The following is a 21,080-nucleotide window of genomic DNA, read 5'->3' on the forward strand; positions in this document are numbered from 1 at the left end:
GACCCGCCGGACCACACCCGGCTGCGCAAGCTCGTCTCCCGGACGTTCACGGTGCGCCGGGTCGCTGACCTGCGCTCCCGCGTGGAGGCGATCACCGCGGCGCTGCTCGACGACCTCGCCGCGGCCGAGGTACGCGCGTCCGGCGCCTCCGCTGTCGCCCTGACCCGCTCCGCGATCTCCGGGGCGATGGTCTCCGCCGGATCGGCCAGCAGCCGGCCGATGCTGCGGTCCAGCACGGAACGCGTCGTGCTGAGCTGCTCGAGGATCCGGTTACGTAGGGCAGTGAGCTCGGTGACGCGTCGCTCCGCGTCGGCCACGATGCGCTGCGCCTTGTCCTCGGCGGCCGCGATCTGGCGCCGGGCCTGCTCGGCGGCGTCGTCCAGGGTCCGCCTGGCCTGGCGCCGGGCCTGGTCGCGCTGGGCCGCCAGTTCGGAGAGGGCGTCCGACCGCCGGGCGTCCATGGCGATGGTGAAGTCCTCTTCGACCAGCGCGCATCTCGCCTCGGTCTCCGCCTGCAGCCGCTGACGCTCGTGCTGGGCCTCGCGCGCCGCACGGGCCAGCTCGTCCTCGGTCTCGGCCCGTCGCCGGGTGATCTCCTGCTGAGCGGCGGCGCGCTGCGCGTCGAGCTCGGCGCGCTGGGCCTCGGTGCGCGCGTCCATCTGCTGAGCCCGTGCGGTCGCCGCTCCGGTGATCGCCGCGGCCCGCTGCTCGGCCTCGCGCAGCCGCTCGGCGACCTCCGCGTTCGCCCGGCTGCGCATCTCGGCGATCTCCGCGTTGGCGCGGCTGCGCATGTCGGCGACCTCTTCCTCGGCCAGCCGCAGCATCGAGCGGAGTCGCTCGCTCATCCCCTGGATGTTCTGCGGGGGAGCGGACAGCTTGCGCACCTGCAGACGCAGGCTCTCGGCGCGGGCGCGGGCGTCGTCGAGCTCGCGATTGAGCTGGGCGGCCTGGGCGACCGCGGCGTCACGATCGGCGGCCAGGATACGGATCTGAGCGTCGATACGGCTCAGGTGACCGTCGACTTGGGCCTGGTCGTAGCCCCGCCGGACAATCGCGAAACCGGAGTCGGACGTGGACATGTCCAGTTTCCGGGCCATGGCGTCACCGTACCGTTCGGGGCCGGACCAGTCGTCTCGAGCACTGTGCGTGGTGGCTCTCGTCACCCGCTCGTATGGCGAGGTACCCGAAAAGAAGGGGGCGGACGGCTCTGCCGTCCGCCCCCTTCGGGCAGGGCTCAGACGCCGCGGAAGCGGTTGATCGCGTCGAGGTGCCGTTCACGCTTCTCGGTGTCGACGACGCCAAGGCCCTCCTGCGGGGCGAGGCAGAGCACGCCGACCTTGCCCTGGTGGGTGTTCTGGTGCACGTCGAGTGCGGCCTGGCCGGTCTCGGCGAGCGGGTAGACCCGCGACAGCGTCGGGTGGATGAGGCCCTTGGCGATGAGCCGGTTGGCCTCCCACGCCTCGCGATAGTTCGCGAAGTGCGAGCCGACGATCCGCTTGAGGTTCATCCACAGGTAGCGGTTGTCGTACTGGTGCTCGTAGCCCGAGGTGGACGCGCACGTGACGATCGTGCCGCCCTTGCGGGTGACGTAGACGCTGGCGCCGAAGGTCTCCCGGCCCGGGTGCTCGAAGACGATGTCGGGGTCGTCGCCGCCGGTCAGCTCACGGATCTTGGCCCCGAAGCGCTTCCACTCCTTGGGGTCCTGGTTGTGCTCGTCCTTCCAGAACCTGTACCCCTCGGCGCTGCGGTCGATGACCAGCTCCGCGCCCATCTTGCGGCAGATGTCCGCCTTCTCCGGCGAGGAGACGATGCACACCGGGGTTGCACCGCCGTTGAGGGCGAACTGGGTCGCGTAGGAGCCGAGGCCGCCCGAGGCACCCCAGATCAGGACGGTGTCGCCCTGCTTCATGCCGGCGCCGTTGCGGGAGACCAGCTGGCGGTAGGCGGTGGAGTTCACCAGCCCGGGGCTGGCGGCCTCCTCCCAGGTGAGGTGCTCGGGCTTGGGCATGAGCTGGTTCGACTTCACCAGCGCCAGCTCGGCGAGACCGCCGAAGTTGGTCTCGAAGCCCCAGATGCGCTGCTCCGGATCCATCATCGTGTCGGAGTGACCGTCGGGGCTCTCCAGCTCGACCGACAGGCAGTGCGCGACGACGCGGTCGCCGGGCTTCCACGCGTTGACGCCCGGCCCGGTGCGCACGACGACGCCGGCCAGGTCGGAGCCCACGATGTGGTACGGCAGGTCGTGCCGGCTGGCCAGCGGAGAGGTCCGGCCGTAGCGCTTGAGGAACCCGAACGTCGACAGCGGCTCGAAGATCGAGGTCCACACGGTGTTGTAGTTGATGGCACTGGCCATCACGGCGACGAGCGCCTCCCCGGGGCCGACCTCGGGGGTCGCGACCTCGTCGAGGTGCAGGCTCTTGCGCGGGTCCTTGTCCCGCGAGGCCAGTCCCTCGAACATCGTCACCTCGTCGGCGTGGACGGTGACGCCCTGGTAGTGCTCCGGGACGGGCAGCGCGCCTACGGCGTCGTACTGCTCGGCGAGGATGGCGTCGAGGATCTCCTGCACGGCTGGCCTCCGATGGCTGAAGTCGTGGTGTCCTGCTGCGTTATATACCAAACCCTACTGCTCAGTATGGTATCCGTGAAGTCTTAACGGACAGACAGCGGCCAGGTCATGGTGACCCATGCCACCTCAGGACACCCCGTCTGAACGGACTTGATTTCGCAGTTCACCGCATCAGGGTGAGCACCCGGGCGGAACCGGTCCGTCCCCGGCCGGCTGCGTGGCCGGGGACGGAAGGCACGTCAGTGTGAACCCGCGGCCGCCGGCTCGACGAGCTCGAGCAGGACGCCACCGGCGTCCTTCGGATGCACGAAGTTGATCCGTGAGTCGGCGGTGCCACGGCGCGGCTCGTCGTAGAGCAGCCGCAGCCCCTTCGCGCGCAGGGCGGCGCACGCGGCGTCGATGTCGGTCACCCGGTACGCCATCTGCTGGATGCCAGGGCCGTTGCGGTCCAGGAACTTGCCGATCGGCGAGTCGGCACGCAGCGGCGCCAGCAGTTGCACCGCGGCGCCGGCGTCGCCCGGTGCCGAGAGCATCGCCTCGCGGACGCCCTGCTCCTCGTTCGTCTCGGTGTGTGTGGCGACCAGGCCCAGGGTGTCGGAGTACCAGGCGATGGCCTCGTCCAGGTCCGCCACCGCGATGCCGACGTGGTCCACCGCCGTGACCAGCGAAGTCAGGGCGTTCTGATCAGCTGTCGTGTCCGTCATGGCCGGAAATGTAACCGCGGCGGGACGTGTGCGTGCTCTCACTCCACCTCTCCGCTCCGACGGGGCGTCGGACCTGCGTGCGCAGGTATGGTCACCGCGTTCCGCCGTCGCAGTCGCTGGAGGTCGAAGTGTCCGGATCCGTCATCGTCGCCGGTGCCCGTACTCCCATGGGACGGCTGCTCGGCTCGCTCAAGGGTTTCTCCGGGGCGCAGCTGGGCGGGGTCGCCATCAAGGCTGCGCTCGAGCGCGCCGGGGTCGCGCCCGAGCAGGTCCAGTACGTCATCATGGGCCAGGTCCTGACCGCCGGGGCCGGTCAGATCCCCGCCCGCCAGGCCGCGGTCGCGGCCGGCATCCCGATGAACGTCCCCGCGCTGACCATCAACAAGGTGTGCCTGTCCGGCATCGACGCGATCGCGCTGGCCGACCAGCTGATCCGTGCGGGCGAGTTCGACATCGTCGTCGCGGGTGGCCAGGAGTCGATGACCCAGGCGCCGCACCTGCTCGCCAAGTCGCGCGAGGGCTTCAAGTTCGGCGACGTCTCGATGCAGGACCACATGTCCTACGACGGCCTGTTCTGCGCGTTCGACCAGGTCGCGATGGGTGCGTCCACCGAGAAGTACAACGCTCGCTACGAGCTGACCCGCGCCGAGCAGGACGAGTTCGCGGCGCGTTCGCACCAGCGTGCGGCTGCCGCGGCCAAGAACGGCGTGTTCGCCGAGGAGATCGCCCCGGTGGAGATCCCGCAGCGCAAGGGCGACCCGGTCGTCTTCGATACCGACGAGGGCGTGCGCGGCGACACCACCGCGGAGAGCCTGGGCAAGCTGCGCCCGGCGTTCTCCTCCGACGGCACCATCACCGCCGGTTCGGCGTCGCAGATCTCCGACGGGGCCGCGGCTGTCGTCGTCATGAGCAAGGCGAAGGCCGAGGAGCTCGGCCTGAGCTGGCTGGCCGAGATCGGCGCGCACGGTGTCGTCGCCGGACCGGACGCGAGCCTGCACGAGCAGCCGGCGAACGCGATCGAGGTCGCCTGCAGCAAGGAGGGCATCAGCCCGTCCGACCTCGACCTCGTCGAGATCAACGAGGCGTTCGCCGCCGTGGGCGTGGTCTCGGCGCGCAAGCTCGGCATCGCCGACGACAAGGTCAACGTCAACGGCGGCGCCATCGCACTGGGGCACCCGATCGGCATGTCCGGTGCGCGGATCGCGCTGCACCTGGCCCTCGAGCTGCGTCGCCGCGGCGGCGGTGTGGGCGCGGCCGCGCTGTGCGGCGGCGGTGGCCAGGGCGACGCGCTGGTGCTCCGGGTCCCGGCGTCGGCGAGCTGACTCCGGCCGAGGAGCTTTCGACATGGCACCGCAGCTCGACCCGGGCGACCTCGTCGTCCGGGCCCAGCGCGGTGAGCCCCGGGCCGTCGCGCGGTTGATCTCGCTGGTGGAGAACGCCGGCCCGCAACTGCGCGACGTCGCCGCGGCGCTCGCCCCGCACACCGGCCGAGCGCAGGTCGTGGGGTTGACCGGTTCCCCGGGCGTCGGCAAGTCGACGTCGACGTCCGCCCTGGTCGGTGCGCTGCGCAAGCAGGGCAAGCGGGTCGGCGTGCTGGCTGTCGACCCGTCCTCGCCGTTCTCCGGGGGCGCATTGCTCGGGGACCGCGTGCGCATGCAGGAGCACGCCACCGATGACGGCGTCTTCATCCGGTCGATGGCCACCCGGGGGCACCTGGGCGGGCTGGCCTGGTCGACCCCGCAGGCGCTGCGGGTACTCGACGCAGCCGGATGCGACGTGGTGCTCATCGAGACGGTCGGGGTCGGCCAGTCCGAGATCGACGTCGTCTCGTTGGCGGATACGACCATCGTGCTGCTGGCACCCGGGATGGGCGACGGCGTGCAGGCGGCCAAGGCGGGCATCCTCGAGATCGCCGACGTCTTCGTCGTCAACAAGGCCGACCGGGACGGTGCCGACCAGACGGTGCGGGACCTGAAGTACATGATCTCGCTCGGCGACCGGCGCTCGCCGGACGGCGCCGCGTGGACGCCGCCGATCCTCAAGACCGTCGCGGCACGGGGTGAGGGCGTCGAGGATGTCGTGGCCGCGATCGACTCGCACCGCGACTGGATCGACCGTAGTGGTGAGCGGGACCGCCGCCGGCTGCAGCGGGCGGAGTCGGAGATCCAGGCCATCACCCTCGAGCAGGTGCGGGCCCGGCTGGGTGACGTCGGCGGCTCGGCCGCCCTGCCGGAGCTCGCAAAGCGCGTGGTCGCCGGCGAACTCGACCCGTACCGCGCGGCCGACGAACTGATCGCCGCCGTCGGCTCCGGCTGACCAGCTTCCACCGGCCGCTCCTCCCCGAGACCGCCGTCAGGCCGGGCCGGTCGCGGCCCGGTCGAGCCGGCTGTGCACGCGGCGCGAGCCGATCCGTTCGGCCAGCAGCCGCGCCGAACGGGCGTGCTCCGCCGCCTCGGCCGCTTCGCCGTGGGCCGCCAAGGCGATCGCCAACTCGGCCTGGAGAGCGGCGCGCTCCCGGACCGGGCCGGCGCCCCCCGCCACGACCTCGTCCAACTGCGTGATCGCCGCGGAGTCACCCAGGCCGGCCAGGGCGGCGCAGCGCCACCGGTGCACGCCGTCGTAGTCGAGCGCGAGGCCGGGCCGAACGACGTCGGGTGTCGCGGCGCCGCTGGTGCGCGCAGCCCGTTCGGCGGCGTCGAAGGCACGGCGCGAGCCGGCCAGGTCGCCGGCGGCAGCCCGGGCCCTGCCCAAGGCCGCGGCCGTCCACGCGGTGCCGGGCTCGTCCTGCGCCGGGTCGAGCAGCTCCGCCGCCGCGCCGGTTCGGCCCAGCTCGACGAGCACCGCCGCCAGGCCGGCGAGGGACTGTGCCAGCAGATCGGGCTCCTCCGCCTCCCGGGCCGCGGCGCGAGCGCGGTCGTGTTGCGCCCAGGCCTCGTCGGGCCGGTCGCGGTCGAGGGCCTGCCACCCGGCGAGCAGTGCCGCCTCGGCGAGCACCGCGGCGACCGCTCGTCGCCGGGGGGCCGCCGTGGTGTGCACGAGCAGCCGGTCCAGCTGCTCGACCTGGGCGCGTACGGTGTCGGCGGTGCCGGCGGCGCCCAGCCGGACGTCGAGCCGCCGGGTCGCCACGAGCTGGGCGCGCAGCAGGGACACGGCCGCCTCGTCCACGGCGTCGGCCTCGTCGAGCAGCGTGCGGAGCCTGCCGGCGGGCCCGGCGTCGTCACCCTCGCCCGCCGGCGTCGTGGGTTCGAACCCGAACGAGACCTCCGCGCGCCCGTAGAGCTCGGCGAGCAACCGCCGATACGGCGGCTCGGGGAGGGAGTGGCCGTTCTCCCAGCGGGAGAGCTGGGTCTTGAGGCTGGCCGGTGCGGCCGTCGGTGCTCCGCGGACCCGGCCGAGGGCGGCCAGCTCCCGGGCCGCGTCGGCCTGCGACCAGCTCTTCTCGAGGCGGGCCGCACGCAGGGCGGCGCCGGGGCCTGCGTCCTGCTCGGTGCTCATGCGGCCATGTTGTCGGTGCCCCGCCGTAGTGTCAACGGTGTTGACGCAACACATCGTCAACGCCGAGTGGTGGGAGCGGTGGATGGATCCGATGACGTGTTCGGTGTGCGTGATGGCGGGATCCGCAGGCGGCGGTCTCGCGGCCTACTGCGTCGGGCGACGACGAGCGGCCCGGAGGCGCCGACGGCGGGCGGGCCGGCGGTCCGGCCCGGGGCAGACGATGCGGTCCTGGCCGGGCGGCGGCGGCCCTGGACATCACCCGCACGACCGTGGCCGGCGGTGATCGGGGTGGCTCAGCCGAAGTCGCCTGCGGCCCGGCGGACCTTGCCCAGCAGGTCGGTGAGCTGGCCCTCCTGGGCCGGCGAGAGCCCGTGCAGGCCGAAGTTCACGTCGGTCACCGACTTGGTCGCGTCCTCCAGGAGGTTCACGCCGTCCTCGGTGATCTCGACCAGTGTGGCGCGGCGGTCCGTCGGGTGCGGGACGCGGCGCACGAGGCCGTCGGCCTGCAGCCGGTCGACGATGTTGGTGACGCTCGTCGGGTGCAGTTGCAGCCGCTCGCCCATCACGCGCATGGGCAACCGGCCGCTCCGGGAGAAGTTGAGCAGCACCAGCGCCTCGTACCGGGCGAAGGTCAGCCCGTGCGGCTTCAGCGCGCCGTCCACGGCGGAGAGCAGGATCTGCTGCACCCGCATCACGCTGGTCACCGCCGCCATCGTTCCGCTCGGTCCGATGCGCTCGGACCACAGCTGCGCAGCCCGGGAGATCGGGTCGAACGGCAGCGGGTCGTGGGACGCCATGGCACGGGACGCTAGCAGTGCGCCCGGGTGACCAGGGCGGGCGCGGCGGGTGACAGGGCCGTGAGGAGGCCCGCGGTGATCCACGTCGGGTCGCGCTCGGGGCGGGCGGTGCGGCAGGCTGCCCCCATGCTCGTTGCCTTCAGTGTCGCGCCTTCGGGCGGTGGGTCGGACAGCGTCGGGGACGTGGTGGCGGAAGCGGTGCGGGTGGTCCGGGAATCCGGATTGCCCAACGAGACCACCTCCATGTTCACCACGATCGAGGCCGAGACGTGGGACGAGGCCATGGACGTGGTGAAGCGGGCGGTGGAAGCCGTGCAGGCTCGCGCCCCACGGGTGAGCCTGGTGCTCAAGGCCGACATCCGCCCGGGATTCAGCGGCCAGTTGCAGGCCAAGGTGGAGCGCGTCGAGCAGGCCCTCGGCGAGGACGCGTGACCGGGCTCGTGGGGTCGCCGTCGGACACGGCGCCGTGGGGTACGGCGCCATCGGATACGGGGCCGGCGAGCGTCGGTGGGGAGGCTCCATGACCGGCTTCGTCCTGGTCCACGGGGCCTGGCACGCCGGGTCGTGCTGGGCGGGGGTGGCGGCGGAGCTCACCGCCCGGGGCCACCAGGCCCTCGCGGTGGACCTGCCCGCCGACAAGCCGGGCCTGGGTGCCGGCGCCTACGCCGACACGGTCCTCGACGCGGTCGCAACCCTGCCGGACGCCGAGCCGCTGGTGCTGGTCGGGCACTCGCTGGGCGGGCTCACCGTCCCGGTGGTGGCCGAGCGGCTCGGCCCGGAACGGGTACGGGCACTGGTGCTCGTCGCGGCCCTCGTGCCCAGGCCGGGGCTGTCCTACAACGACCAGCTGCGCGCCGATCGTTCGATCATGGCGCCCGGTTTCGGGGTGGGACAGGAGCGGCACGAGGACGGGACGACCTCATGGTCGGCGGCGGCCGCGGTGTCCGGGCTCTACCGGTACGTCGACGCCGAGGTCCCGGCCGACGAGGTGGGGGCCGCGGTCGGGCGGCTGCGCCGTCAGGCCTGGGACATCGGCAGGGAGATCACGCCCCTGACCGCGTGGCCCGCGGTCCGCACGGTGTCGGTGGTCTGCGCCGATGACCGTGTGGTCGACGCCGGTTGGTCGCGTCGGGCGGCGGCCGAGATCGGAGCCGAGGTGGTCGAACTGGCGGGTGGCCACTTCCCGATGCTCACCCGGCCCGCCGAGCTGTCCGACGTGCTGGTCGCCGCCGGCGGCTGAGCGCGCGGCCTCGCGGTCCGGGCCGGAGACGACGACGGCCGGCGCCACCCTGGACCGACATCCGGGGTGACACCGGCCGGCGCCGACGTCGTTGTGGCGTCAGCTCACCTCGTGGCGATGACCAGGGTGAAGAAGAAGGTCGCCACCACGAGGGCCGCGAAGCCCAGCACCATCGCGATCTTGGCGTGCTTGGCAGCGGCCGGTCGGCGAACGGCCGCCCCACCCAGGCCGAGCGCGGCCACGCCCAGGATCCAGCCCGCGAGCGAGATCGGGCTGGCGAGTACCGCGATGATGCCCACGATGAGTGCCGCCTTGCCCAGCGCCGGGCTCTCCTGCTTCGCGGTCTTCTTGCGGGCGTCTTCGAGCAGGCGGTCGGCGACGGTGTTCTCCGTGCTCATGTGGGGGGTCCTCCGGTTGGGGGCGGCCGCGCTGTGCGGCCTGTTGGTCGTTACACAGAGCGACGACTGCTCAGGTTCGGCGTCACTCCCAGATCTTCAACGAGCCGACGAGACATCTGGTGCTCCGCCAGACCGGTGATCAAGTACCCGTCGCGACCGGTCGGTCGGCTCCTGGGGCGTGCTCGCGCGGGAGTGGCCGGAGGCGGGGCACTGGTCGAATTTAGTTGGACGTCCTACTATCTGTGAGAGCGGTGGAGCCCGCGAGTGAGCGGTCGGCCACCCCTCGGGAGCCGGATGGAGGAGCGCAATGAGCGATCAGGACGACCACCGAGCGCGACGGATGTGGCGGGCTCTGGAGCCCGTCCATGCGGTGACCTACTTCGCTCCCGAGTCGAAGGCGGCCTGCGATGCGCTGGGCACCAAGGGCTACTGGATGAGCTACTGCGCTTTGCGGGGCGCGCCGCTCGGGGAGGCGTCGCCGCAGGTCGTGACCGCGCTGTTCTACAACTTCGCCCCCGGCCTGATCGCGCGGGCGCTGCCGGCGGCCTGGCAGGTGGCCTCCGCGGAGCGCTTCCGCGCGGTCCGCCTGGAAACGGTGGACGCGGCACTGCACCGGCTGCTCGGCGCCGACCTGCTCGCTTCGCCCGAGGTCGTGGAGGCCGCCGAGCTCGCGCGGGAGGCGGCGCTCGCGGCCCCGACCGCCGGCCGGGCCCTGGCCGCGGCCAACGCCGCCCTGGAGTGGCCGGACGCGCCGCATCTCGTGCTGTGGCACGCACAGACGATCCTGCGTGAGCACCGGGGGGACGGGCACGTCGCCGCCCTGCTCACCGCCGGCCTCGATCCCGTGGAGACGCTCGTCGCCTTCGCGGCCGGGGCCGGGCTCGACGCACAGTGGCTACGCGAACGTCGTGGCTGGTCCGAGCAGGAATGGGCGGATGCCGCTGACCGCCTCGTCGAACGCGGCCTGCTCGACCCGGCCGGGTCGCTGACCTCCGCCGGGGAGGACCGGCGCCGAGAGGTCGAGGCGCACACCGATGCATTGGCCGACGTGCCATGGGCGGCGCTGGGCGACGAGCGGGCTCAGCGGCTCACCGAACTGGTGGCGCCGGTGGTCTCGGCGATCCTGGCCGGCGACGGACTGCTGCTGACCAACCCGATGGGCCTGCGGCCGCTGGTCGCCCAGCCGTCCGCGGGAACCTCGTGACCTCGCGGTAGCGCTCCGGCCGCGGGGGTCGATCATCGGGGAGAACATCTGCTGGCGGTCATGAGCGCGTCATGTCCCAGGATCCCTATCAGCAGTGGCGCGAGGACGACGCCACGGGCGCGCAGATGTCCGGCACGGGGGAGCCGGCCCGGCCCGACCCGCCGACCAGCCGTTACCCGGCCGGGTACGACCCCGTCGACCCGGATCCGACGAGTGCGGTCCCGGCGGGCTCGGATCCGGCCGGACCCGATCCGACGGGGCCGGGCGCGGCCGGCTCGGGTCCGTCCGGTGGCGCGGTCCGCGACCCGAGCCCGAGGTACCCGGGGCAGTCGATGCGGGGGCGTCCTGCCCGGACGCAGGTTCGTAGGGCACGTCGTATCCCGGTACCGCCGATCCGGGAGCGTCGTACCCGGCTGCCGGTCGTCCGGGGACGCCGTACCCGTCGGCCGTCCCGCCGTCCGTGTCCTACCCGCAGCAGCCGGGCCACCCGTTCCAGCCGGGCCGTCCCGCCCCGTCCGGATACGACGTCCCGCCGGCCGGCTACGGGCCCTACCCGCCCTACCCGCCGGGCCCGCACGCTTGGTACGTCGGCCGGCCCACCAACGCGATGGCGATCGTCTGCCTGGTCTTCGGAGTGCTCCGGCTGTTCTGGCTGGGTAGCGTGCTGGCGCTGGTGCTCGGCTACGTCGCGCGCAGCCAGATCCGGCAGACGGGCGAGGGCGGCGACGGGCTGGCGGTCGCCGGCATCGTGCTCGGCCGGATCGGGATCGGATTCCTCGCGATCGGCATGTTCTTCGCCGCTCTCTGAGCCGCGGGGTGGATCACGCCGCAGCTCGGATCGGGGACCGCGCCCTCGACATCGGATCCACGCCGGGGGAGTCCTCAACGGGAGCCGGACCGTGCCAGGATGAAGAGCGTGTCCCGACCCGATCCTCGTCAGGCGGCCCAGTCGGCTGCGCTGTCCTCCGCAATGGCCGGAGCTGTCGATCTCTCGGCGCTCAAGGCCCGCTCGGAGGCGGCGGCCCGGCCGCAGCCCGCCGCCGGCGGCGGCAACGCGTCCAGCGATGGCCAGTGGGTCATCGACGTCACCGAGCAGACCTTCCAGTCCGACGTTCTGGAACGGTCGATGCAGGTCCCGGTGGTCGTCGACCTGTGGGCCACCTGGTGCCAGCCGTGCAAGCAGTTGTCCCCTGTCCTCGAGCGGCTCGCCGAGGCCGGCAACGGCGCCTGGGTGCTCGCCAAGGTCGACATCGATGCCAACCCGCGCATCGCCCAGGCCTTCGGCGTGCAGTCCATCCCGATGGTGGTGGCGGTGGTGGGCGGCCAGCCGGTCGACGCGTTCAACGGTGCCCTGCCCGAACCGCAGGTCCGGCAGTGGATCTCCTCGCTGCTCGACGCCCTGCGCGACCGGATGCCGGCCATCCGGGAGGCCGAGGAGCGCGCCGCGGGGCAAGGAGGGGGCGAGGAGGTCGAGGAGCCCGAGGACCCGCGCTTCACCGCCGCGGAAGACGCTCTCGAGCGCGGCGACTACGCCGCGGCCGAGGCCGCCTACCAGCAGATCCTCGACGTCGAGCCGGCCAACGACCAGGCCGCCGCAGCGCTGGCCCAGGTCCGGTTCCTCGCCCGCGCGGAGAACGTCGACCCGTCCGCGATCGCCCGGGCCGACGCCGACCCCGACGATCTGGACGCGCAGCTCGCGGCGGCCGACGCGGAACTGGCGGCTGACCGGGTGGAGGAGGCGTTCTCCCGGCTCGTCTCGGTCGCCGGCCGGACCTCCGGTGAGGACCGCGACCGTGCCCGCGAGCACCTGGTGGGCCTGTTCGACCTGTTCCCCCCCGACGACCAGCGCGTCAGCGCCGCCCGGCGGGCCCTGGCCCGCGTGCTGTTCTGACCCGCCTCGCCGGCTGAGGTCCGACTAGAGGCCACAGCTACCGGGCCCGCCCAGCAGCCCGGTGCGGAACCGCTGCACGCGCTCGTAGCCGTGCCCGGTGGTCTCCGGCTGCCCGCGGGCGTCGCGTTCGGCCCAGTCCCCGGCCAGCAGTACCTCGACGGCCTCGTCGAGGTCGCCCGGGGAAAGCCCGAACCCGCCCGTGGGGTCGATCAACCGCCCGGCGTACGCCCCGGCCAGGCACACCGCCGCGCGTCCCGCGGCCGGGCCCTCGGCCGGCGCGCCCAGGGCCCGTAGCGCCGCCAGGCCGTAGCGGCTCGCGATCAAGGTCGCCCCGGCATAGTCACCGAACTGCTCCTGCAGCGGCGTGAGCGTGTCGAGGTCGACCGACACCGAGCCGTCGGCCGCGCAGAACCGGGCGGGACCCTGGGCGGCGAGCTCGGCCGGGTCGCACTGCGCCCGGGTGGAATCGGCCGTCAGCTCGGGCGCCCGCCAGCCGTTGCCGGGTTCCTGTTGCGCCACCACCTCGCCGAACCACGCCGGGGCGTCCCCGCCGACGGACTGCAGCAGCCGGCCCAGCGGGAGGTTCCCGCCGCGGGCACGATCGGCCGCCGAGCCGAACCGGCGCTGGGTGAACTCACGGTTGTCGAGGGTCATGGCCGCGCACCGCACGGGCCCGTCGGCGAAACCGTCCTGGAACGCCGACACCCGGTCGAACGCGTTGCCGTGCGCGCTCCGGTCGCCCGACTCGATACCGAGTGGATCGCGGAAGCCGATGAGCGCCAGCAATGCGGAGTCCCGCCCGGCGGGACCGACCGGCAGCCGCGCCGAACCGTCCGTGGTCGTGTCGACGAGGTGGCGGACCGACGCACCCGCATGGCAGTCGGCCATCGCCTCCAGCAGGATCGTGGGATAGCGCGCCGGTTCGCGGCGCTGCGCCGCATCGATGCCGAGCCGGGCCGACACGGCGTGGCCGATCTCGTGGGCGAGCACCACAACCGGGCCCACCGGACCGAACCGGTTGCGCAGCGACGGCAGCAGACCTTCGGCATCCCAGACCACCGCGTCGGCGGCCGGGCAGTAGAACGCCTGCCCGCTGAGGTCGGCGGCCCGGCTGACGCACGGCGGCGCGGTGGCGCCGGCCTCGCCGGGGCGGACGGCTGCGAACTCACGGATGCCGGTCCAGGCCCGGCCGAAGTCGGCGGGGAACCGCGACCTCCAGTAGCCCTGCAGCGCCTCGACGGTCAGGGTCGCGACCTCATCGGTCGACAGGTCGTCGACCGGTGGGCCGGCCGGGCCGGGTGCGGCGGGTGTCCCGCCGGGCGGCACGGTCCCGTCCGGTACGGCCGAGGTGGGCGCAGCGGGAGCCGCGCCCGGCCGGCCGGGAAGCACCTGTGCACAGCCGGCCGCGACGACCAGCACCGTGACGACCAGCACCGTGACGACGACGGGCGCGACGATCCGGGCCGCGACGCGGGCGCCGCGCGGCGATCTCCCCCGAGCGGCCCGCACGTCGTCCATTCTGACCTGCGCCGGGTCGCCGGGGGAGTGGTTCACGACGGCCCTGCGCCGCGGGCTACGGTCGGGAGTCGTGTCGCACCCCTCGCCTGCCCCTGCTCGGTGCCCGCAGGCCGGGCGGCCGGTGCGCCGCCGGATGACGCCCGCGCAGCCGGTCGCCGCGCTGATCGTGCTCACCGCGCTCGCCGTGACGGCGTGGCTCACCTGGTCGTATCCCGGCGGGCTGCTCACGCTGCTGCCGTCGACGGACATGCGTGAGCTGCACCCGGACTTCGACACCTTCTGGCACTCGGCGGTCGCGCTGACCCAGGGGACCGACATCTACGAGACCCCGGCGAAGCTGACCAACCTCAACCCACCGCTGCTGTCGGTGCTGATGACTCCCCTGACGCTGCTCGATCCGCTGCCCGCCTACCGGCTCTTCGCCGTGCTCACCGCGCTGCTGGTCGTCGCCGTGGTTCTCGCGGTCGCTCGGGAGCTGCGGCTGTCCCGCGGCTGGACGGCCGCCGCGACGATCGCCCTGATCGTCTCCTCCCCGCTGCACGGGACGCTGCTCCTGGGCCAGATCTACGGACTGCTGCTCGCAGGCCTGGCCGCCGGGTGGATCGCCGAACGGCGGGGCCGGCCGGTGGTGGCCGCGGTGTTCTACGGCGTCACGGTCGCCCTCAAGCCGTCGCTGGCCCCGGTGCTGCTGCTGCCGCTCGTGCAGCGGCGCTGGCTCGCGCTGCGGGCGGGATTCGCCTCCGCAGCGGGCGCCACGCTGCTCGGCGTGCTCGTCGCGGGCCCGGCCAGTGGCCCGGAGTGGCTCCGGATCGCGCTGGCGGAGCCGGTGCCGGACGTCGTCGACAACGCCGCGTTGCCCGGGCTGGCCCTGCGGCTGGGCCTGCCCTCCGCGGCCGGCTCGGCACTCGGTGTCGTCGTGCTGCTGGGCACGCTCGCCTGGTTCGCGGCGCGGACCCGGCAGGGCCGTGGGGTCGACCCGGTGGGCACGGCACCGTGGGCCGTCGTCGCCGCGGGTCTGCTCCTCGCGCCGATCGCCTGGCACAACTACCTGCTGCTGCTCTGGCCCGGTGTGCTCGTGCTGGCCGGCCAGGGCTCCGGCCGGCGGGCAGCGGCCGCGGTGCTGCTCGCCCTGCCGGTGATCCCGGTGTCCTGGGCGGAGCTGTGGACGGCGGAGAACCCGTGGTCGCCGCTCGGCCGGTCGCTCTACTGCGCGATCCTGATCGGCTACTGGGTGGTGCTGCTGTCGTCGGCATCCACGTCGCGCGGCGGTTCAGGGGCGACCCCCGGCGCCGGGGCCGCCGGTGGCTGCGCCGGCGCGGGCGGCTCGGCCACCTCCGGTGACGGCGCGGCCGGGGACGCAGCGGCGGCGATTTCGTCGGCGGAGTCCGAGGTCGGCGCAGCGGGTCCGGGCCGGGACGGCTCGGTGTCTGCCGACGTCCGCTCCGCGGGTTTCTGACCTGCGATCGCCGTGGCCTCCGCGGCGGCGGCGTCGCCGGTCGGCGCGCTCGTCGCGGGCGCGGCCAGGCCCCGCCGATGTACCGGGCCGCCGGTGTCGTCGGGCGCCAGCCACAGCACACCCGACGGGGGCAGCCGCAGCGCCGCGGACGCCGGCCGGCCGTGCCACCTGGTCTGGTCCGCCTCGACCACACCGAGGTTGCCCACGCCCGACCCGCCGTAGCTCTCGGCGTCGGTGTTGAGCACCTCGCGCCAGCGTCCCGCGAACGGCAGACCGACCCGATAGTCCTCGTTGGGCGTGCCGGAGAAGTTCGCGATGCAGGCCAGCACGGTGGGCCGCCCCTCGGCGTCGACGCCGTGGCGCAGGAAGCTCAGCACGTTGCCCGAGGCGTCGTTGGCGTCGATCCAGGAGAATCCCTCCGGGGTGGTGTCCCGGGTCCACAGCGCCGGGTTCTCCCGGTAGGCGCGGTTGAGGTCACCGACGAGCCGGCGCAGCCCGCCGTGCAGCGGGTCGTCGAGCAGGTCCCAGTCCAGCGAGCGCTGCTCGGACCACTCCCGGACCTGCCCGAACTCGCCGCCCATGAACAGCAGCTGCTTGCCGGGGTGCGCCCACATGAACGCCAGCAGTGCGCGCACGCCCGCGGCCTTGTTCCAGTCGTCGCCGGGCATCCGGGTCCACAGGGAGCCCTTGCCGTGCACCACCTCGTCGTGGCTGAGCGGCAGCACGTAGTTCTCGCTGAACGCGTACATCAGCGAGAACGTCATCTGGTTGTGGTGGTAGCTGCGATGGATCGGGTCGTGCCTGGTGTAGCCGAGCGTGTCGTGCATCCACCCCATGTTCCACTTGAACCCGAAGCCCAGGCCGCCGAGATGGGTCGGCCGGGTCACCCCGGGCCACGCGGTGGACTCCTCGGCGATCGTCACCACGCCCGGGTGGTGGCGGTAGACGGTCGCGTTCATCTCCTGCAGGAACGAGACCGCGTCGAGGTTCTCCCGGCCACCGTGGATGTTGGGCAGCCACTGCCCTTCGGGGCGGGAGTAGTCGAGGTAGAGCATCGAGGCGACGGCGTCGACGCGCAGCCCGTCGATGTGGAACTCCTCGAGCCAGTACAGCGCGTTGGCGACCAGGAAGTTGCGCACCTCGGGGCGGCCGAAGTCGAACACGAGGGTGCCCCAGTCGGGCTGCTCCCCGCGGCGCGGATCGGCGTGCTCGTAGAGCGGGGTGCCGTCGAAGCGGGCGAGCGCCCACTCGTCGCGGGGGAAGTGCGCGGGCACCCAGTCGACGATCACGCCGTAACCGGCCTGGTGGAGCCGGTCGACGAAGTACCGGAAGTCGTCGGGGCTGCCGAACCGCGCGCTCGGCGCGTAGTAGGAGGTGACCTGGTAGCCCCAGGACCCGCCGAACGGATGCTCGGCCACGGGCAGCAACTCGACGTGGGTGAAGCCGGTCTCGTCCAGGTACTCGATGAGTTCGTCGGCGAGCTCGCGGTAGTTCAGACCCTGCCGCCAGGAGCCGAGGTGCATCTCGTAGACGCTCATGGGCTCCGCGTGCGGTTGACGCCGGGCGCGGGCGGCCATCCACTCGGCGTCGCCCCACTCGTGGCGCGAGGCGTCGACGACCGACGCGGTGGCCGGCGGGATCTCGGTGGCGAAGGCGAGCGGGTCGGCCTTGTCCCGCCAGCGGCCGTCGGCGCCGAGGATGCGGAACTTGTAGCGGGTGCCCGGCCCGACGTCCGGCACGAAGATCTCCCACACGCCGGAGCCACCCAGCGAGCGCATCGGGTGCGTCCAGCCGCCCCAGCCGTCGAAGTCGCCGGTGACCCGCACACCCTGCGCGGTGGGCGCCCAGACGGCGAAGCTGGTGCCGGTGACGGGGCCGGACGCGGTGTCGTAACGGCGTTCGTGGGCCCCGAGGACGTCCCACAGCCTCTCGTGGCGACCCTCGTTGATCAGATGCAGGTCGACCTCACCGAGGGTGGGCAGCCACCGGTACGGGTCGTCGACGGTGTCGATGCGGTCGCCGTAACGCACCGAGAGCTTGTAGTCCCCGGGCGGACCCGGGACCACACCGGACCACAGCCCCGCGTCGTGCACCTTCGCCAGCGGGTACGCGTTCTCCGGGTCACCGCCGAGCAGCACGTGCACCTCGTCGGCGTGCGGGCGCAGCGTCCGGACCACGGTGCCGTCCGGGTGGGGGTGGGCGCCGAGCACACCGTGGGGGTTGTGGTGGGCGCCGCCGAGCACCTGGTCGATCGTCGCCGGATCCGGCGGGCTGGCATCGACCGGGCGGGGGTTGATCGTCTGGGTCTGGTTCTCCTCGCGATCCACCCGTGAACCCTATTGCGACCGGGCCCGGATCGCCGACCCTGGTCAACCGTTCGGACCCGGATGGGCGCTTTCGGGGCGGCATCGGGATCCGGCTGTCGCGCTCCGCCGCTCAGCCCACGGCGTCGGTGTCGGTGTCGGTGTCGGAGGTGATGCGCGCGATCGAGGCCAGTGGGATCGGCACCCACGCGGGCCGGCTGCGGGTCTCGTAGAGCACCTCGTAGACGGCCTTGTCCAACTCGAACGCGCGCAGCACGAGGCTGTGCGCCCGTGGGTCCGTACCGGCCCGCTTGGCGTAGCCGTCGCAGAACGCCGACCGGTTGCGGGCCGACCACTCGTTGGCCCGCCAGGTCAGCTGTGCTTCCTGATGGGCCTCGTGATCGGGGTCGGAGAACCCGCCCGGCTCCCAGTCCGACACCTGGTGAAACGCCGCGTAGTCGAACGAGCGCAGCATCCCCGCGACGTCGCGCAGCGCGGAGTCCGGCCGCACCCGCTCCTCCAGCGGCTTGGCCGGCTCGCCCTCGAAGTCGATGAGAAACCAGCCCAGCGGCGTTCGCAGGGCCTGCCCCAGGTGCAGGTCACCGTGGATGCGCTGGACCGGCACCGGTGTGCCCCAGGCCGCCAGCGCGTCGTAGGCGGCCTGGATCCGGTCGACGTGCTCGGTGAGCTGGGGGACCTCAGCGGCGGCGGAGGCGAGCCGGGCGGTCATCCCCGCGGCCAGCTCGGCCGGGTCGGACTCGGACACGCCGAGGGCGCGGGCGAGCTCGTCGTGCACGAGCGCGACGGTCTCGCCGAGCCGGAACGACTCCCCGGCGAAGTCACCGCCGACCTCGTCGGCGCGCAGGTCGGCCTCGGCGAGCAGGTCCCGCACGCTGGCCAGGGCCATCGACCAGCCGTTGGCGGAGTTGGCGGCGAAGTCCTGCAACACGCCCAGGGTGACCGGCTCGCCGTCCAGGGTGCCCTCGACGGCGCCCTGCAGCGCGGCCACCTGCTCGCTGCCCACCGTCCGCAGAGCCCGGTGCAGCTCCAGGTCCGGGTTGATGCCCGGCGCGATCCGGCGGAACAGCTTGAAGATGGCCTTCTCGCCGTAGGCGACCGAGGTGTTGGACTGCTCGACGCCGAGCACCCGCCCGCTGACCCCCTCGGGGATCTCCGCGCCGGGCTCGGGCACGAAACGCACGTCACCGTGCTCACCGCCCACCGTGAGCCCGCCGCGGATCGCGTCGAGCAGCCAGTCGCTGACCTCGTGGTCCCAGAGCCCGTCGTAGGCGATCCGGTCGCCGACCCGGCCGATCGTCATGTGGTCGAGCTCGGTGCGCGTGTCGGAGCGCCGGGCCACGAGCAGCTGGTAGTACTGCACCGGCCCGCCGTCGGCGAACTCGACGGCGAGCACGGTGTGGTCGAGCAGCAGGTCGCCCGCGCCGTCGCCACCGATGAGCGGGGTGTTCGCAGCCACCCCGACCGAGCGCACCTCCCGGCCCTTGGCCGCGAACCACCGTTGCCGGGGCAGCCAGTCGGCCAGCAGCGCGGAGAGCTCCGAGGACGGCAACGCCAGACTCACGTGGTCTCCTCCGGGGGGGTGATCGAGAACCAGTAGAACCCGTGCCCGGGCAGCGTGAGCAGATAGGGCAGCTCGCCGATCTTCGGGAACGGCACGCTGCCGGTCAGCTCCCGCGGAGAACAACCCTGCCAGGGCGAGAGGTCCAGCTCCACCGGTTGCGGGAACCGGGACATGTTGTTCACGCACAGCACGGTGTCGTCACCGTAGGAGCGCACGTAGGCGAGCACCGACGGGTTCGAGCCGCCGAGCTCGTGGTACTCGCCCATCCCGAACGACGGGTGCCGCTTGCGGATCTCGATCATGTGCCGGGTCCAGTGCAGCAGCGACGTCGTGGAGTTGACCTGCGCCTCGACGTTGACGGCCTGGTACCCGTACAGCGGGTCCATGATGATCGGCAGGTACAGCCGCCCCGGGTCGGCCGTGGAGAACCCGGCGTTGCGGTCCGGGGTCCACTGCATCGGGCTGCGCACGGCGTCCCGGTCGCCGAGCCAGATGTTGTCGCCCATGCCGATCTCGTCGCCGTAGTACAGGACCGGCGAGCCGGGCAGCGACAGCAGCAGCGCGGTGAACAGCTCGAGCTGGTTGCGGTCGTTGTCCAGCAGCGGGGCCAGCCGGCGGCGGATGCCGATGTTGGCCTTCATACGCGGGTCCTTGGCGTACTCCGCGTACATGTAGTCGCGCTCTTCGTCGGTGACCATCTCGAGGGTCAGCTCGTCGTGGTTGCGCAGGAAGATGCCCCACTGGGCGCCCGACGGGATGGCCGGCGTCTGGGCCAGGATCTCCGAGATCGGGAAGCGGTTCTCCCGGCGCACCGCCATGAAGATGCGCGGCATCAGCGGGAAGTGGAACGCCATCTGGCACTCGTCGCCGCCGGTCTCGGGGTCGCCGAAGTACTCCACGACGTCCGACGGCCACTGGTTGGCCTCGGCGAGCATGACCCGGCCCGGGTACTCGTCCTCCATCACCTTGCGGCAACGCTTGAGGAACGCGTGCGACTCGGCGAGGTTCTCGCAGTTCGTGCCCTCGCGCTCGAACAGGTACGGCACGGCGTCGAGCCGGAAACCGTCGATACCGAGGTCCAGCCAGAACCGCAGGACCTCGAGCATCTCCTCCTGCACGGCCGGGTTGTCGTAGTTCAGGTCCGGCTGGTGGGAGAAGAACCGGTGCCAGTAGAACTGCCCGCGCACCGGGTCGTAGGTCCAGTTCGAGGACTCGGTGTCGACGAAGATGATCCGGGCGTCGGGGTAGCCGGAGTCGTCGTCGGCCCAGACGTAGTAGTCGCCGTAGGGGCCGTCGGGGTTGCGCCGCGACTCCTCGAACCAGGGGTGCTGGTCGGAGGTGTGGTTCATGACCAGGTCGGTGATGACGCGGATGCCGCGCTTGTGCGCCTCGTCCAGGAACGTCACGAAGTCCTCGACGGTGCCGAACTCCGGTAGCACCTCGCGGAAGTCGCGGATGTCGTATCCGCCGTCCCGCAGCGGGGAGTCGTAGAAGGGCGGCAGCCAGAGGCAGTCGACCCCGAGCCACTGCAGGTAGTCGAGCTTGTCGGTGAGGCCCCGCAGGTCGCCGGTGCCGTCGCGGTTCGAGTCCGAGAACGCGCGGACCAGCACCTCGTAGAAGACCGCACGTTTGAACCAGTCGTGGTCGACTTCCAGGGTGCGCGCGTGCGAGTACTCCTCCGAGGAGTGCACGGCCAGCGTGTGCTCGGTGGTGTCCTGGGTGGCGGGGTCCGTGGTCGAGTCCGGGGCGGAGCCGGCCGAGGTGTCGATCGACATGGAGGTATCGCGTCCTACACAAGAGGGATGAATGGCGGAGGGGGCATCGGGCAGTCGTACCGCTCCCGGTGTCCCTGGTCAAAACGTGAGCGGGCCCTTATCGAGGGTATCCGGATGAACGCCGGCCGGGACGGCCGCGCTCACCCGCGAC

General features: G+C 72.7%; 16 protein-coding genes and 2 pseudogenes. 9 read left to right on the forward strand and 9 right to left on the reverse strand.

Annotated features, from left to right (window positions below):
* Positions 1 to 120 (forward strand): annotated as a pseudogene (locus tag HF519_RS33525) (cytochrome P450); the annotation flags it as partial.
* A gap of 1,114 nt (positions 121 to 1,234) precedes the next feature.
* Here HF519_RS33525 and ccrA read toward each other — a convergent pair.
* A complete protein-coding gene (gene ccrA, locus HF519_RS09450; RefSeq protein ID WP_169412260.1) occupies positions 1,235 to 2,566 on the reverse strand; it encodes a crotonyl-CoA carboxylase/reductase in 1,332 nt (443 codons plus the stop codon).
* Between the two features lie 239 nt (positions 2,567 to 2,805).
* Complete coding sequence (gene mce / locus HF519_RS09455) at positions 2,806 to 3,270, reverse strand: methylmalonyl-CoA epimerase (RefSeq protein ID WP_169412262.1); 465 nt, start codon at positions 3,268 to 3,270, stop codon at positions 2,806 to 2,808.
* A 128-nt stretch (positions 3,271 to 3,398) separates the two neighbouring features.
* On the opposite strand from mce, the gene HF519_RS09460 reads away from it, so the two are divergent.
* Together HF519_RS09460 and meaB are read left to right on the forward strand one after the other, a co-directional pair.
* Complete coding sequence (locus HF519_RS09460) at positions 3,399 to 4,592, forward strand: acetyl-CoA C-acetyltransferase (protein WP_169412264.1); 1,194 nt, start codon at positions 3,399 to 3,401, stop codon at positions 4,590 to 4,592.
* A 22-nt stretch (positions 4,593 to 4,614) separates the two neighbouring features.
* Positions 4,615 to 5,586 (forward strand): methylmalonyl Co-A mutase-associated GTPase MeaB, encoded by a 972-nt coding sequence (gene meaB / locus HF519_RS09465; RefSeq protein WP_169412266.1) that lies wholly within the window; start codon positions 4,615 to 4,617, stop codon positions 5,584 to 5,586.
* A 36-nt stretch (positions 5,587 to 5,622) separates the two neighbouring features.
* Here meaB and HF519_RS09470 read toward each other — a convergent pair whose 3' ends face one another.
* Positions 5,623 to 6,765: a helix-turn-helix domain-containing protein gene (locus tag HF519_RS09470; RefSeq protein ID WP_169412268.1), complete on the reverse strand. Its 1,143-nt coding sequence runs from the start codon at positions 6,763 to 6,765 to the stop codon at positions 5,623 to 5,625.
* A 293-nt stretch (positions 6,766 to 7,058) separates the two neighbouring features.
* Positions 7,059 to 7,562 carry a MarR family winged helix-turn-helix transcriptional regulator gene (locus tag HF519_RS09475; protein ID WP_169412270.1) on the reverse strand — a complete coding sequence of 168 codons (504 nt, stop codon included), beginning with the start codon at positions 7,560 to 7,562 and terminating at the stop codon, positions 7,059 to 7,061.
* A 126-nt stretch (positions 7,563 to 7,688) separates the two neighbouring features.
* On the opposite strand from HF519_RS09475, the gene HF519_RS09480 reads away from it, so the two are divergent.
* Positions 7,689 to 7,994: a thiamine-binding protein gene (locus HF519_RS09480; protein ID WP_169412316.1), complete on the forward strand. Its 306-nt coding sequence runs from the start codon at positions 7,689 to 7,691 to the stop codon at positions 7,992 to 7,994.
* Between the two features lie 88 nt (positions 7,995 to 8,082).
* A complete protein-coding gene (locus HF519_RS09485) occupies positions 8,083 to 8,802 on the forward strand; it encodes an alpha/beta fold hydrolase (protein ID WP_169412272.1) in 720 nt (239 codons plus the stop codon).
* A 104-nt stretch (positions 8,803 to 8,906) separates the two neighbouring features.
* Here the strand turns inward: HF519_RS09485 and HF519_RS09490 are convergent, their stop codons facing one another.
* Positions 8,907 to 9,200, reverse strand: coding sequence for a hypothetical protein (locus HF519_RS09490; RefSeq protein ID WP_169412274.1), 294 nt, complete (start codon positions 9,198 to 9,200; stop codon positions 8,907 to 8,909).
* 307 nt (positions 9,201 to 9,507) lie between these two features.
* Between HF519_RS09490 and HF519_RS09495 the strand changes: the two genes are divergently transcribed.
* From HF519_RS09495 to HF519_RS09505, 3 genes are all read left to right on the forward strand, one after another.
* Positions 9,508 to 10,404, forward strand: a complete 897-nt coding sequence (locus HF519_RS09495) for an SCO6745 family protein (protein ID WP_169412276.1) — start codon at positions 9,508 to 9,510, stop codon at positions 10,402 to 10,404.
* Between the two features lie 460 nt (positions 10,405 to 10,864).
* Positions 10,865 to 11,212, forward strand: coding sequence for a DUF4190 domain-containing protein (locus HF519_RS32775; RefSeq protein WP_169412278.1), 348 nt, complete (start codon positions 10,865 to 10,867; stop codon positions 11,210 to 11,212).
* Positions 11,213 to 11,311: 99 nt separating this feature from the next.
* Positions 11,312 to 12,295: a tetratricopeptide repeat protein gene (locus tag HF519_RS09505; protein ID WP_246242940.1), complete on the forward strand. Its 984-nt coding sequence runs from the start codon at positions 11,312 to 11,314 to the stop codon at positions 12,293 to 12,295.
* Positions 12,296 to 12,319: 24 nt separating this feature from the next.
* Here HF519_RS09505 and HF519_RS09510 read toward each other — a convergent pair whose 3' ends face one another.
* Positions 12,320 to 13,804, reverse strand: a complete 1,485-nt coding sequence (locus HF519_RS09510) for a neutral zinc metallopeptidase (protein ID WP_312860011.1) — start codon at positions 13,802 to 13,804, stop codon at positions 12,320 to 12,322.
* A gap of 256 nt (positions 13,805 to 14,060) precedes the next feature.
* Here HF519_RS09510 and HF519_RS32780 point away from each other — a divergent pair.
* A pseudogene (locus HF519_RS32780) lies at positions 14,061 to 14,831 on the forward strand (glycosyltransferase family 87 protein); the annotation flags it as partial.
* Between the two features lie 206 nt (positions 14,832 to 15,037).
* On the opposite strand, the gene glgB reads toward HF519_RS32780, so the two are convergent.
* The 3 genes from glgB to treS form a co-directional block, all read right to left on the reverse strand.
* Entirely contained in the window at positions 15,038 to 17,566 is a 2,529-nt protein-coding gene (gene glgB / locus HF519_RS09515) for a 1,4-alpha-glucan branching protein GlgB (protein WP_169412318.1), read from the reverse strand.
* Between the two features lie 139 nt (positions 17,567 to 17,705).
* Positions 17,706 to 19,154 (reverse strand): maltokinase N-terminal cap-like domain-containing protein, encoded by a 1,449-nt coding sequence (locus HF519_RS09520; protein WP_312860012.1) that lies wholly within the window; start codon positions 19,152 to 19,154, stop codon positions 17,706 to 17,708.
* Positions 19,151 to 20,929 carry a maltose alpha-D-glucosyltransferase gene (gene treS, locus HF519_RS09525; RefSeq protein WP_211169787.1) on the reverse strand — a complete coding sequence of 593 codons (1,779 nt, stop codon included), beginning with the start codon at positions 20,927 to 20,929 and terminating at the stop codon, positions 19,151 to 19,153. Before treS ends, HF519_RS09520 begins: the two co-directional genes overlap by 4 nt.
* Between the last annotated feature and the right edge of the window lie 151 nt (positions 20,930 to 21,080).

The organism is Pseudonocardia bannensis (assembly GCF_012911875.1).
Classification (GTDB): domain Bacteria; phylum Actinomycetota; class Actinomycetes; order Mycobacteriales; family Pseudonocardiaceae; genus Pseudonocardia; species Pseudonocardia bannensis.